Below are 12,708 nucleotides of genomic sequence, written 5' to 3' on the forward strand. Positions count from 1 at the left end.
CGCAACCATGCCAGACACAAAAACCGGCGGCCGGAAGTCCGCGGGTCGGGGGCGCAACCCGCTCCGGGACCCGCGGGACCGCCGCCTGAACCGTATCGCCGGACCGTCGTCGCTGGTCCTGTTCGGGGTCACGGGGGACCTTGCCCGCAAGAAACTTATGCCGGCCGTGTACGATCTGGCCAACCGCGGTCTCCTCCCGCCGAGCTTCGCCCTCGTCGGCTTCGCCCGGCGGAAATGGGACGACGATGACTTCGCCGCCGAGGTGAAGGCGTCCGTCAAGGCCCACGCCCGGACACCGTTCGACGAAGCGGTATGGAAGCAGCTCTCCGAGGGCATCCGGTTCGTGCAGGGGGAATTCGACGACGACGACGCGTTCGCGCGGCTCAGCGCCACCATTGATGAGCTCGACGAGCAGCGCGGAACACGCGGGAATCACGCCTTCTACCTGTCCGTCCCGCCGAACGCCTTCGAACTGGTCTGCCGGCAGCTCTCCAAGCACGGGCTGGCGCAGGCCGAGGGCGGCAAGTGGCGGCGCGTGGTCATCGAGAAGCCCTTCGGCCACGATCTCGCGTCGGCCCGCCAGCTGAACGACATCGTCGAATCGGTCTTCCCACCGGACGCCGTCTTCCGGATCGACCACTATCTGGGCAAGGAGACGGTCCAGAACATCCTGGCGCTGCGTTTCGCCAACCAGCTGTTCGAACCGCTCTGGAACGCCAACTACGTGGACCACGTCCAGATCACCATGGCCGAGGACATCGGCACCGGTGGCCGGGCCGGCTACTACGACGGGGTCGGTGCGGCCCGCGACGTCATCCAGAACCACCTGCTCCAGCTCCTGGCGCTGACCGCAATGGAGGAACCGATCTCCTTCAACGCCGATGACCTGCGTGCGGAGAAGGAAAAGGTCCTCGCCGCCGTCCGGCTCCCCGAGGACCTGTCCACCCACTCGGCCCGCGGGCAGTTCACCGGCGGCTGGCAGGGCGGCGAAAAGGTGGTCGGCTACCTCGAGGAGGACGGCATTCCCGCCGACTCCACCACCGAGACGTTCGCCGCGATCCGGGTGGACATCAACACCCGGCGCTGGAGCGGCGTGCCGTTCTACCTGCGCGCCGGCAAGAGGCTGGGCCGCCGGGTGACCGAGATCGCCGTCGTGCTCAAACGGGCGCCGAACCTGCTCTTCACCGACCACGGCGAGGACGACTTCGGCCAGAACGCCGTGGTCATCCGGGTCCAGCCCGACGAGGGCGCCACCATCCGCTTCGGCTCCAAGGTGCCGGGCACCCAGATGGAAGTCCGCGATGTGACGATGGACTTCGGCTACGGCCACTCCTTCACGGAATCCAGCCCCGAAGCGTACGAACGGCTGATCCTGGATGTGCTGCTCGGCGAGCCGCCGTTGTTCCCCCGGCACGCGGAAGTCGAACTGTCCTGGAAGATCCTGGATCCCTTCGAGGACTACTGGGCCAGCCTCGGCACGCAGCCGGAACCCTACGCGCCCGGGAGCTGGGGCCCCGCCACTGCCGACGAACTTCTTGCCCGTGACGGACGAACCTGGAGAAGGCCATGATTGTAGATCTTCCCGACACCACCACCTCCAAGATTTCCAAGAAACTCATGGCCCTGCGCGAGCAGGGCGGCGTGATTGCGCTGGGCCGGGTGCTCACCCTGGTGGTGGTCACCAAGTCCGGACTGGAAGAGGAGGCCATCGAGGCCGCCAACGAGGCCAGCCGCGAGCACCCCTGCCGGATCATTGTGCTTGCCGACGCCGGCGCCAAGGCCCCGACCAGGCTGGACGCCCAGATCCGGGTGGGCGGCGACGCCGGTGCCTCCGAGGTCATCCTGCTCCGCGGCTACGGCGAACTCGCCGAGGAAAGCGAATCCCTCGTAGCGGCCCTGCTCCTGCCGGACGCGCCGATCGTGGCGTGGTGGCCGCACGGCGCCCCGAAGAACGCCTGCGAGACGTCCATCGGCCGGATCGCGCACCGCCGGATCACGGACTCGGCCAACGAGACCGATCCGCAGCGCGCCCTGGACAATATCCGCCGCACCTACAAGGCCGGCGACACGGACCTGGCGTGGACCCGCTTGACCAACTGGCGCATCCAGCTGGCAGCGGCCCTGGACCAGGTGGATGACGCACCGGTGACGGCCGTCGCCGTCGAGGGCGCCTCCGACTCCCCCAGCACCATCCTGCTCGCGGCCTGGCTCACCCTGGCCCTGGACGCCCCGGTGACCATCGTGGCGGACCCGGCCGGAACGGGAATCCGGCGCGTTCGGCTCTCCCGGTCCGGGGGCGATGTGCAGTTGTTCCGTCCGGGCCTGACCGTGGCCGAGCTGACCCAGCCGGGCCAGCCCGCACAGCGCATTTCCTTGCCGCGCCGGAGCCTGAAGGACTGCCTCGCCGAAGAACTGCGCCGGCTGGATCCCGACGAAGTATTTGGTGAAGTGATTACTATTGGCCTGCCCCGCACCAACCTAAGGAGTGTCCGTCCCAGTGAGCGCTGACCCCAGAGTAAGCATCCATCCCGATTCGACCGTGCTCATGGCCGCCATCGCGGCACGCCTGATAACCAAGCTTGTGGATATCCAGGACAAACACGGCGAGGCGACGGTGGTGCTGACCGGGGGCACGATGGGGATCGGCTCGCTGAGGGCCGTCGCGGAGTCGCCGGCGGCACCGGCCGTTGACTGGTCCAAGGTCAACTTCTGGTGGGGCGATGAACGCTTCGTCGCAGCGGACGACGCCGAGCGCAACGCCCGGCAGGCGCATGAGGCGCTGCTTTCGCACATCGGCGCAGACCCGGCCCGCATCCATGTGCCGGGTTCCGCCGACGACTTCGGCACGCCGGAAGAGGCTGCCGCGGACTACGCCGCCCGGCTCGCCGAGGCCGGTGCGGCGGAGCACGCCGCCGATACGTCCGACGACCGGCCGGAGACACCGGGCCGGCTCCCCCGCTTCGACATCGTCCTGCTGGGGGTCGGCCCCGACGCGCATGTGGCGTCGCTGTTCCCCGAGCAGGCCGGCATCCGCGAGAAGGAACTGACAGTGGTGGGCGTCCGCAACTCGCCCAAGCCCCCGCCGGGCCGGGTGTCCCTCACGCTGCCGGCGATCAACACGGCGTCGGAGATCTGGATGGTGGTGGCCGGGGAGGACAAGGCCGGCGCCGTGGGGCTGGCCCTGGCGGGCGCTAACCCGGTCCAGGTCCCGGCGGCCGGCCCGCGCGGCCGGAATGAAACTCTGTGGCTCATCGACGAGAACGCGGCGGCCCGGGTCCCGGCACAGCTGGTCCGGAAGGGCTGATCCGGGGGGACATGCCCATTCTTTGCACCCGGGACCGGGCATAGCGGCACTACGTCCGTCCGCGCACCCCGGCGCGGGGCATGTCCCCGAGCAGTGCCCTCCCAACCCCCGGGCCAAGCCACCCGACGAACCAACGAAAACGCCCGCTAATCCGGCAGGGTCCGGGCGGCCCGCAGCCGCTCAAGGGCTCCGGCCAGTACGTCTTCGGCGTCCTGGCCGGAGCGCCGCTCTTTAACGTGTTCGAGGTGGCTCTTGTAGCCCTCCGGCGGGAAGTCCTCAAGGGCGAACTGCGCCTCGTCCCGGGTGGCCGTGCCTCCGCAACGGCGGCAATCCCACACCCCGGGGATCTGGTCTTCGGGAAGCCGGGCGAACACCAGCGGCGTTTCGTGCCCCTTGGCGCACCGGTACGACACCTTGATGCGGGGCTGCCGGGCGCCGGCGCCGCCGGGGGGCTCCTGGCGGGACGATGCCCCTTCGGTGGCTCCGACGCGGAGGCCCTTGAATCCGGAGACAGCATGCAGCATCGGGAACTCCTGGCTACGCGGCGGAGGAAATGGTTAATGCCATCAGCCACAGTCTAGTTCTTCACTTCCCGCTACGGGCTGTGCCGCCGCGGCGGACTTGTTAGGACCCTCTCCTCAGCTTCAGCGCCGCACCGGATCTTCGCCGGCGGCAGCCCGTCCAGCGACGGTATTCCGGTCGCCCCGATCGGGGTGACGGACCATCCCTCCCGGTGCGAGAATGTCTGCATGCTCACCTTCCTGGCGACCGAACGGCTTCTGCTGCGGCAGTTCACCGCCGACGACGTCGGGCTACTCGTGGAGCTGGACAGCGATCCGCGCGTGATGCGGTACATCACCGGTGGTACCCTCACCTCCCGGGAAGAAATACAAGGTGACGTGCTCCCGGCATTCCTCGACTACTACCGGCGCTTTCCCGGCTACGGGTTCTGGGCCGCGCTCGAAAAGACGACCGGGGAATTTCTCGGCTGGTTCCATTTCCGGCCGGGCCCCGACGATCTACACGATCAGCCGGAACTTGGCTACCGGCTGCGCCGCGAGGCGTGGGGAAAGTGGTACGCGACGGAGGGATCGCGGGCGCTGATCGCTAAGGGGTTCACCGAGTTCGGGGTGCAGCGCGTTGTGGCCTCGACCATGGCCGTCAACACGGCATCCCGAAGGGTGATGGAAAAGTCCGGGATGCGGCTGGCACGGGCCTTCGTCGCCGACTGGCCGGTGTCCATTGCTGGCGATGAGCACGGCGACGTCGAGTACGCGATCACCCTGGTTGAATGGGAGGCTGACCTTTCCCGCCTCCGGCGCACGGAAAATATGCCCTCAACCCGCCGAAACAGGATCTAGGTCATACGGCCCAACGGAACGGTAGATCGGCGGGTCGGTGGATCCAGGCTAGGAATCGCCGCCGCTGCTGAAGCGCATGACCAGGCCGAGGGCGATGATGACCACACCCCACGTCACGCCGAGGATGACGGTGAAGCGGTTCAGGTTCCGCTCCGCCACGCCGGAGGAGCTCAGTCCGGAGCTCATCCCGCCGCCGAACATATCGGAGAGGCCGCCGCCGCGTCCCTTGTGGAGCAGGATGAGCAGGGTCAGCAGGAGGCTGGTGATACCCAGGAGTACCTGCAGAATGACATGAAGAACGTCCACGACGGCCTTTCAGAAGATTTGGATTGCGGGGGCCCAGCCTGTCTCCGGACTAATCCGTCAGCAGGTGACTCTCGAACCTGACAATATTAGCAAACTCGGCCGCATCCAGGCTGGCACCGCCGACAAGCAACCCGTCCACGTCGCGTTCCTTGAGGATGGAGGCCGCATTGTTGGCCTTCACCGAGCCGCCGTAGAGCAGCCGGGTCTTGGCGGCGATGTCCGCACCGAAGAGGGTTGCGAGCTCGGCACGGATGGCGGCGCACATTTCCTGCGCGTCGCCGGGCCCGGCAACTTCGCCGGTTCCGATCGCCCAGACCGGCTCGTAGGCGACGACGAGTTCGGCAGCCTGCCCGGGGGTAAGGCCTTCGACGCCGGCCCGCACCTGCGCGAGCGTGTGCTCCACATGGGTGCCGGCCTGCCGGACCTCCAGGCCTTCGCCGGCGCACAGCACGGGGGTGATGCCGTGGCGGAACGCGGCCAGGGTCTTGGCGTTGAGGACCGCGTCGGACTCGTGGTGGATGCTGCGGCGTTCGCTGTGGCCGACGAGGACGTACCGGCAGCCGAGCTTGGCCAGGAACTGGCCGGAGATGTCACCGGTGTAGGCGCCGGAATCGAACTGGGACAGGTCCTGGCCGCCGTAGACGACTTGAAGTTCATCGCCCTGGACGAGCGTCTGGACGCCGCGGAGATCCGTGAACGGCGGGAAGACGGCCACCTCCACCCGGCTGTAGTCGTGCTTGGCGTCGGACAAAGTCCAGGCCAGCTTCTGCAGGAGGGTGATGCCCTGGACATGGTCCATGTTCATCTTCCAGTTGCCTGCGATGAAGGGCGTGCGGTCGAATGTGCCGTTGGTTGACGTGGTCACGTGATCTCCAAAAGATTCGTAGCAGTGGAACAGCCGGCAGGATACCCGCCGTAAGGGGCGCCCTGCCGGCCGGGGGGTCTAGCGGTCCAACACGCTCAAGCCGGGGAGTTCCTTGCCTTCAAGGTATTCCAGGCTGGCGCCGCCGCCGGTGGAAATGTGGCCGAACGCCTCATCGGCGAAGCCGAGTGTCCGGACCGCGGCAGCGGAGTCGCCGCCGCCCACGACGGTGAACGCGTCCGTTTCGGTCAGCGCCAGGGCGATGGCCCGGGTGCCGGCCGCGAACGCCGGGAACTCGAACACGCCCATGGGGCCGTTCCAGAACACAGTCTTCGCGCCCTTGATCCGTTCCGCGAAGGCTGCTGCCGATTCGGGTCCGATGTCCAGGCCGATTCCCCGGGCGCCGAAGCTGCTGCCCTCGATCGCCTCGGCACGGACTGTTTCGTGGTCCGCGTCGGCCGCAAACGTGGCGGCCACCACAACGTCGGTGGGGATCACGAACTCGGTGCCGGCGGCCGCGGCGCGCTTGAGGTAGTCCTGCACGACCGGGATCTGGTCGGCTTCCAGCAGGCTGCCGGCCACCTTGTGGCCCGCGGCTGCGAGGAAGGTGAACAGCATGCCGCCGCCCACCAGGATCGTGTCCGCCTTGCCGATCAGCCGGTCGATCACGGCGAGTTTGTCCGAGACCTTGGAGCCGCCGAGTACAACAACGTAGGGACGCCGGGTGTCGGTGGTGAGCTTGCGCAGCACCTCCACCTCCGTGCGCACGAGGTCGCCCTGGTAGGACGGCAGCCTGGTGGCGACGTCGTACACGCTGGCGTGCTTGCGGTGCACAGCACCGAAGGCATCGTCCACGAAGGCGCCGTTGGATCCGGTGAGAGCCGCCAGTTCGTCCGCGAACGCGCCGCGTTCGGCGTCGTCCTTACTCGTCTCGCGCGCGTCGAAGCGCACGTTTTCCAGGACCAGCACTTCGCCGTCCTGCAGCGTGCCGGCGAGGGACCGCGCGGACGCTCCGACGGTGTCCTCCGCGAGGGAGACGGCGAACGGTGCCAGCTCGGCCAGCCGCGCTGCGGCGGGCGTGAGCGAGTACTTGGCATCGGGGGCGCCCTTGGGGCGGCCGAGGTGCGCTGCGACCAGCACGCGGGCACCGGCGTCCGTGAGCTTCGCCAGCACTGGAAGGGAGGCCTTGATCCGGCCGTCATCAGTCACTGAAGAGCCGTCGAGCGGCACGTTCAGGTCACTTCTGACCAGAACGTACCGCCCGCGGACACCATCAGCGATCAGTTCGTTGAGGGTGTGGAATGTCATGGGTCTTACCCTAGCCCAGCTTGGCTGCGACGAGCTCCGTAAGGTCCACGAGGCGGTTGGAGTAGCCCCATTCGTTGTCATACCAGGCAACAACCTTGACCTGGTTGCCGATCACCTTGGTGAGGCCGGAGTCGAAGATGGAGGACGCAGGGTCACCGACGATGTCCGAGGAGACGATCGGCTCGTCGGTGTAGGTCAGCAGGCCCCTGAGCTCGTCCGACTCGGAGGCAGCCTTGAGGACGGCATTGACCTCCGCGACGGTGGTTTCGCGGGACACGACGACGGTCAGGTCCGTCGCGGAGCCGGTGGGTACCGGGACGCGGATGGCGTAGCCGTCGAGCTTGCCCTTGAGTTCCGGCAGGACCAGGCCGATCGCCTTGGCCGCCCCCGTGGAGGTGGGGACCATGTTGATGGCTGCGGCGCGGGCACGGCGGAGGTCCTTGTGCGGTCCGTCCTGCAGGTTCTGGTCGGCGGTGTAGGCGTGGATGGTGGTCATCAGGCCGCGCTCAATCCCGAACGCGTCATTGACCACCTTGACCAGCGGGCCGAGGCAGTTGGTGGTGCAGGAAGCGTTCGAGATGATGTGGTGCGCGGCCGGGTCGTAGAGCCCCTGGTTGACGCCCATCACGATCGTGATGTCCTCGTCCGAGGCGGGAGCTGAGATCAGGACCTTCTTGGCGCCGGCGTCGATGTGCTTCTGCGCGTCGGCGGCCTTGGTGAAGAAGCCGGTCGATTCGATCACGATGTCGACGCCGAGCTCGCCCCAGGGGAGCTTTGCGGGATCGCGCTCGGCGAGAACCTTGATGATGTTGCCGTCGACGACGATGTTGCCGTCCTTAACCTCAATGCTCGCCTGCAGGCGCCCGCCGACGGAGTCGTACTTGAGCAGGTGGGCGAGGGCTTCCGGGCTGGTGAGGTCGTTGACTGCAACGATCTCGAGGTCCGCGCCCTGAGCGAGTGCGGCGCGGAAGTAGTTGCGGCCAATACGGCCGAAGCCGTTGATACCAATACGGGTAGTCACTTTTTCAGTCTCCTTGGTGCTCCTGCGAGCACGACTAGTTGAGAAGGCGTTCAAGCCAACTAACAAATCCCGCACGCCATTGGGCAGAGATGATCTACAGATTGGAGGGCGACCAGCCACATTGCTGAAGGCTGACCGCCTTCCGTGATCTATCTTACGTTTAACACTGTCTGCCCCCGCAAGTGCGGGGGCAGACAGTCCACGATCCGGGCCGAACGGCACGCTGTGTGCGCTTTGTTACAGCCGTGTGGACGCCGTCCTGCAGCGGAACAGCCTTTAGAGCGTGATGAGGCCGGTCGCGTTCTTGCGGGCGGCGTCGAAGCGCCCGGCGACGTCGGCCCAGTTCACGATGTTCCAGAACGCCTTGACGTAGTCGGCCTTGACGTTGACGTAGTCCAGGTAGAAGGCGTGCTCCCACATGTCCAGCATCAGCAGCGGGGTGGTGCCCACCGCCACGTTGCCCTGCTGGTCGTACAGCTGTTCGATCACTAGGTTGCCGCCGATCGGCTCGTAGGCCAGGAAGGCCCAGCCGGAGCCCTGCAGGCCCAGGGCCGCCGCGCTGAAGTGGGCGCGGAAGGCGTCAAAGGAGCCGAATGCATCATCGATCGCGGCTGCGAGCTCCCCCTCGGGCTTGTCGCCGCCGTCCGGGGAGAGGTTCTTCCAGAACACGGTGTGGTTGATGTGGCCGCCGGTGTGGAAGGCAAGGTCCTTGGAGAGGCGGTTGATGTTGGCAAAATCGCCCGTCTCGCGCGCCCCGGCCAGCTGCTTCAAGGCGTTGTTGGCTCCGGCCACGTAGGCGGCGTGGTGCTTGCTGTGGTGCAGCTCCATAATCCGTGCGGAAATGTGCGGCTCCAGCGCTGCATAGTCATAGCTGAGGTCTGGCAGTACGTACTCGGTCACAAAATCCTCCAATGTCGTGGACTGGTTGTCCGGTTGGTATCTCTCGGATTGTGCATCCGGATGGTGTGGCACCCGGAAATCTCTGGATCGGAATCCAATGGGCATAGCCTCCGGTCCCCCGGCGGTATTCCCGTCCGCCTGACCTTATTCTGGCCCCGCTGCCAGGGTGCGGCTACTCGTCCAGCATCTCGGGGGTCACGTTGGCCTCCGTGCCGGGGATACCGAGGTCCTGGGCGCGTTTGTCCGCCATGGCGAGCAGCCGGCGGATGCGGCCGGCGATGGCGTCCTTTGTCATCAACGGATCCGAGAGCCGGCCAAGCTCGTCCAGGCTGGCCTGCTTGTGCGCGACCCGGAGTTCGCCGGCGTACTTGAGGTGGTCCGGGACGTCGTCGCCGAGGATCTCCAGCGCACGGTCCACGCGGGCTCCGGCGGCGACGGCGGCCTGCGCGGAACGGCGCAGGTTGGCGTCGTCGAAGTTGGCCAGCCGGTTGGCGGTGGCGCGGACTTCCTTGCGCATGCGCCGCTCCTCCCAGACCATCAGCGCGTCATGGGCGCCCATCCTGGTCAGCAGCGCGGCGATGGTGTCGCCGTCGCGGATGACAACGCGGTCCACTCCCCTGACCTCGCGGGCCTTGGCCTGGATGCCGAGCCGGCGTGCGGCGCCGACCAGGGCCAGGGCGGATTCCGGCCCCGGGCAGGTGACCTCCATGGCGGAGGACCGGCCCGGCTCGGTAAGCGAGCCGTGGGCGAGGAACGCGCCGCGCCAGACAGCCTCGGCGTCGGCGGCGGATCCGTTGACCACGGCGGAGGGAAGACCCCGGACGGGACGTCCGCGGGCGTCCAGCAGCCCGGTCTGGCGGGCGAGGGATTCGCCGTCACGCACCACCCGGACCACGTAGCGGCTGCCGCGGCGCAGTCCCCCGCCGGAGACCACGATGATCTCGCTCTGGTGCCCGTAGACCTCTGCAATGGCCGCGCGCAGCCGCCGCGCGGTCGAGGCGAGGTCGACTTCGGCCTCGATCACGATCCGGCCGGAGATGATGTGCAGTCCGCCGGCGAAGCGGAGCATGGCGGACACTTCAGCCTTGCGGACCGAGGACTTCTTTATGTCCAGCCGGGAAAGTTCTTCCTTGACCGATGCTGTCAGTGCCATGGCACCTCTCCTACCTGTTCCCGAAAATGTCGTGGTACGCCGTTGCCAGACGCAGCGGGTCGTGGATCGGCCGGCGGCTCGACGCCCCCACTTTACCCAACACCACCTCGGCACCGAGCATCCCGGCGGCCTGTTCGAACTCGGGGAGGTCCGGCACCGACGCCGGGTCGGCCAGGACGACGTCGACCGTGAAGTCCGGCGCGTACTCCCGCAGCACCCGCAGGTGGTCCGCGGCGGACATGCCCAGGGTTTCCTTGGTGTCCGTCGCGAGGTTCATGGTGAGGCAGCGGCGGGCGGCCGTGTTGCAGAGCGCCTCCCGCATTTCCGGCAGCAGCAGGTGCGGCAACACCGAGGTGTACCAGGATCCGGGGCCGAGGATCACCCAGTCGGCCAGTTCAATCGCGGTGAGCGCCTCGATGCAGGCGGGCGCGTCCGCCGGCACCAGCCGGACGTGTTCCAGCGAGCCGGCGACGGCGCATTTCGCCTGGCCACTGAGGGTCTGCAGTTCGCTGCTGCCATCCGGCGCGGTGACGCGGACCTGCCCTTCGATGGTCAGCGGGATGCTGGACATGGGCAGGACCTCGCCGCGTGCCCCCAGCAGGGCGCCGGCCCATTTGAGTCCGGCGACGGTGTCGCCGAGCAGTTCCCACAGGGTCACGATCAGCAGGTTGCCCATGGCGTGGTCGTCGAGGGAACCGCCGCGGCCCTTGCCCGGCTCGAAGCGGTGCTGCATCACGTCCCGCCAAGTGCGGCCCCAGTCGGTGTCATCGCACAGCGCCGACAGCGCCATGCGCAGGTCTCCGGGCGGGAGGACACCGTACTCCTCGCGCAGCCGGCCGGACGAGCCGCCGTCGTCCGCGACGGTGACGATCGCGGTCAGTTCGGAGGTCAGCAGGCGCAGCGCGGACAGCGAGGCGGACAGGCCGTGGCCGCCGCCGAGCGCGACGACGGAGGGGCCTTTGTCCTGCTGGCTGGCGAAAGCCGCGCTGGCAGGCGAGACCAGGGGCAGCGGCCCGGTAAGCAGCGCCATTATTCCCGGCCCAGGTCCCGGTGCGTGGTGGTCACGGTGACGCGCGGGTACTGCGCGAGCCGGCGGGACAGTTCGACGGCGACGGCCACCGAGCGGTGTTTCCCGCCGGTGCAGCCGACGGCGATGGTCGCATAGTGCTTATTCTCGCGCCGGTAGCCGTCCAGGACCGGTTCGAGGGCCAGGACGTAGCGTTCCACGAAGTTATTGACGCCCTGCGCCTCGAGCACGTAATCGCTGACGTCTTTGTCCAGACCGGTATGCGGCCGCAGCGCCGGGACCCAGTGCGGGTTCGGGATGAAACGGGCGTCCGCGACGAAGTTCGCGTCCACGGGGAGGCCGTATTTGAAGCCGAAGCTCATAACGTTCAGCCGGAGCGCGACGGGCCCGGTCTCGCTGAACAATTCGGTGATCGCGGTGGCGAGGCCGTGGACGTTCAGCGGCGAGGTGTCCAGGACGATGTCCGCGGAGTTCCGGAGCTCGTGCAGCAGTTCACGCTCGGCGGCAATGCCGTCGAGGATCCGGCCGCCGCCCTGCAGCGGGTGGGGCCGCCGGCCCTGTTCGAAGCGGCGGACCAGGACGTCGTCGTTTGCGTCGAGAAACAGCACCCGGAAGGTGACGCCGCTGGCCGCCAGGTTGCGGAGGGCGGCCCGGATGTCGGCGAAGAGGTCCTTGCTGCGGACATCCATCACGACGGCGAGCTTGGAAATGGAACCGGGCGCATGGGACACGAGTTCGGCGAGGGTGCCGAGCATCTGCGGCGGGAGATTTTCCACGACATACCAGCCGTGGTCCTCGAGGGCGTCGGATGCGGTACTGCGGCCTGCCCCTGACATGCCGGTCACCACGAGCAGTTCCGCCTCAACGGGTTTGACCGGCGTCATACCGTCCGTGTCGGGTCCGGATCCTGCCGTTGACTCTGCCATCGGTGAAGCCCCATTCTGCTGTGCGTTTCTGCTGTGTCCTGCTTCTGGCCCTGCCGGAGCGCAGCCGCGCGGGTGTCCTGCCCCGCGCAGGCCGCTTCCCACGTCCTAACCCTAGCTAAGTTTGCCGGTGCTAGCTAAGTTTCGAGGATTTCGCCGGTGGTCAGACGGAGCCTGGACCTTTTCGCGCAGGGGGACATGCCCATTCTTCGCACCCGGGACTGGGCATAATGACACTATGTCCACCCGCTGGCTCCGGCGCGGGGCATGTCCCGTTGGGCCGGTGGTCAGACGGAGCCTGGACCTTCTCGCGCAGGGGGACATGCCCATTCTTCGCACCCGGGACTGGGCATAATGACACTATGTCCACCCGCTTGCCCCGGCGCGGGGCATGTCCCAGAGTCCGGCCACCGCGCCCGGACCCCCGACGAACTAACGAAAATGCCCACTAGGTGCGTGGGTCGGTAGCGGTTTGCCGGTTCCGCAGGTTTGCGTCGTGACGGCGCGGAGGCCGGGTCTCCTTTCTGGAAGGGGGCCCGGCCT

At 67.6% G+C, this 12,708-nt stretch carries 13 protein-coding genes; 4 read left to right on the top strand and 9 right to left on the bottom strand.

Features of this window, described 5'->3' with window-relative positions:
* The first annotated feature begins 7 nt into the window (after positions 1-7).
* From zwf to pgl, 3 genes are read left to right on the top strand one after another with little or no spacing between them, the layout of a single operon-like run.
* The gene (zwf, locus tag RCH07_RS10110; RefSeq protein ID WP_326967335.1) at positions 8-1,570 is read left to right on the top strand and encodes a glucose-6-phosphate dehydrogenase; all 1,563 of its coding nucleotides are present in this window, start codon (positions 8-10) and stop codon (positions 1,568-1,570) included.
* On the top strand, positions 1,567-2,508 hold the full coding sequence (locus RCH07_RS10115) for a glucose-6-phosphate dehydrogenase assembly protein OpcA (RefSeq protein WP_326967336.1): 942 nt from the start codon (positions 1,567-1,569) through the stop codon (positions 2,506-2,508). Before zwf ends, RCH07_RS10115 begins: the two co-directional genes overlap by 4 nt.
* On the top strand, positions 2,498-3,304 hold the full coding sequence (gene pgl / locus RCH07_RS10120) for a 6-phosphogluconolactonase (RefSeq protein ID WP_326967337.1): 807 nt from the start codon (positions 2,498-2,500) through the stop codon (positions 3,302-3,304). Before RCH07_RS10115 ends, pgl begins: the two co-directional genes overlap by 11 nt.
* 146 nt (positions 3,305-3,450) lie before the next feature.
* Here pgl and RCH07_RS10125 read toward each other — a convergent pair whose 3' ends face one another.
* Positions 3,451-3,828 (bottom strand): RNA polymerase-binding protein RbpA, encoded by a 378-nt coding sequence (locus RCH07_RS10125; protein WP_326967338.1) that lies wholly within the window; start codon positions 3,826-3,828, stop codon positions 3,451-3,453.
* Positions 3,829-4,053: 225 nt separating this feature from the next.
* Between RCH07_RS10125 and RCH07_RS10130 the strand changes: the two genes are divergently transcribed.
* A complete protein-coding gene (locus tag RCH07_RS10130; protein ID WP_326967339.1) occupies positions 4,054-4,665 on the top strand; it encodes a GNAT family N-acetyltransferase in 612 nt (203 codons plus the stop codon).
* Positions 4,666-4,713: 48 nt separating this feature from the next.
* On the opposite strand, the gene secG is transcribed toward RCH07_RS10130, so the two are convergent.
* The 8 genes from secG to rapZ form a co-directional block, all read right to left on the bottom strand.
* On the bottom strand, positions 4,714-4,971 hold the full coding sequence (gene secG / locus RCH07_RS10135) for a preprotein translocase subunit SecG (protein ID WP_326967340.1): 258 nt from the start codon (positions 4,969-4,971) through the stop codon (positions 4,714-4,716).
* Positions 4,972-5,020: 49 nt separating this feature from the next.
* Positions 5,021-5,836, bottom strand: coding sequence for a triose-phosphate isomerase (gene tpiA / locus RCH07_RS10140; RefSeq protein WP_326967341.1), 816 nt, complete (start codon positions 5,834-5,836; stop codon positions 5,021-5,023).
* Between the two features lie 78 nt (positions 5,837-5,914).
* Positions 5,915-7,141, bottom strand: coding sequence for a phosphoglycerate kinase (locus RCH07_RS10145; protein ID WP_326967342.1), 1,227 nt, complete (start codon positions 7,139-7,141; stop codon positions 5,915-5,917).
* Positions 7,142-7,151: 10 nt separating this feature from the next.
* Positions 7,152-8,162: a type I glyceraldehyde-3-phosphate dehydrogenase gene (gene gap, locus RCH07_RS10150; RefSeq protein WP_326967343.1), complete on the bottom strand. Its 1,011-nt coding sequence runs from the start codon at positions 8,160-8,162 to the stop codon at positions 7,152-7,154.
* 276 nt (positions 8,163-8,438) lie between these two features.
* Positions 8,439-9,062: a superoxide dismutase gene (locus RCH07_RS10155; protein ID WP_326967344.1), complete on the bottom strand. Its 624-nt coding sequence runs from the start codon at positions 9,060-9,062 to the stop codon at positions 8,439-8,441.
* A 172-nt stretch (positions 9,063-9,234) separates the two neighbouring features.
* On the bottom strand, positions 9,235-10,215 hold the full coding sequence (whiA, locus tag RCH07_RS10160) for a DNA-binding protein WhiA (RefSeq protein WP_326967345.1): 981 nt from the start codon (positions 10,213-10,215) through the stop codon (positions 9,235-9,237).
* A 10-nt stretch (positions 10,216-10,225) separates the two neighbouring features.
* Entirely contained in the window at positions 10,226-11,245 is a 1,020-nt protein-coding gene (locus RCH07_RS10165; protein WP_326967346.1) for a gluconeogenesis factor YvcK family protein, read from the bottom strand.
* Positions 11,245-12,168: an RNase adapter RapZ gene (gene rapZ / locus RCH07_RS10170; protein WP_326967347.1), complete on the bottom strand. Its 924-nt coding sequence runs from the start codon at positions 12,166-12,168 to the stop codon at positions 11,245-11,247. Before rapZ ends, RCH07_RS10165 begins: the two co-directional genes overlap by 1 nt.
* Between the last annotated feature and the right edge of the window lie 540 nt (positions 12,169-12,708).

It is taken from the genome of Arthrobacter sp. CG_A4, assembly GCF_035985125.1.
Taxonomy (GTDB): domain Bacteria; phylum Actinomycetota; class Actinomycetes; order Actinomycetales; family Micrococcaceae; genus Arthrobacter.

Excerpts from the sequence above, each read along its gene's own strand:
- RCH07_RS10115 (WP_326967336.1), top strand. The coding sequence starts at position 1,567 with ATGATTGTAGATCTTCCCGACACCACCACCTCCAAGATTTCCAAGAAA.
- zwf (WP_326967335.1), top strand. The coding sequence starts at position 8 with ATGCCAGACACAAAAACCGGCGGCCGGAAGTCCGCGGGTCGGGGGCGC.
- rapZ (WP_326967347.1), bottom strand. The coding sequence starts at position 12,168 with ATGGCAGAGTCAACGGCAGGATCCGGACCCGACACGGACGGTATGACG.
- RCH07_RS10145 (WP_326967342.1), bottom strand. The coding sequence starts at position 7,141 with ATGACATTCCACACCCTCAACGAACTGATCGCTGATGGTGTCCGCGGG.
- whiA (WP_326967345.1), bottom strand. The coding sequence starts at position 10,215 with ATGGCACTGACAGCATCGGTCAAGGAAGAACTTTCCCGGCTGGACATA.
- RCH07_RS10165 (WP_326967346.1), bottom strand. The coding sequence starts at position 11,245 with ATGGCGCTGCTTACCGGGCCGCTGCCCCTGGTCTCGCCTGCCAGCGCG.
- RCH07_RS10125 (WP_326967338.1), bottom strand. The coding sequence starts at position 3,828 with ATGCTGCATGCTGTCTCCGGATTCAAGGGCCTCCGCGTCGGAGCCACC.
- RCH07_RS10130 (WP_326967339.1), top strand. The coding sequence starts at position 4,054 with ATGCTCACCTTCCTGGCGACCGAACGGCTTCTGCTGCGGCAGTTCACC.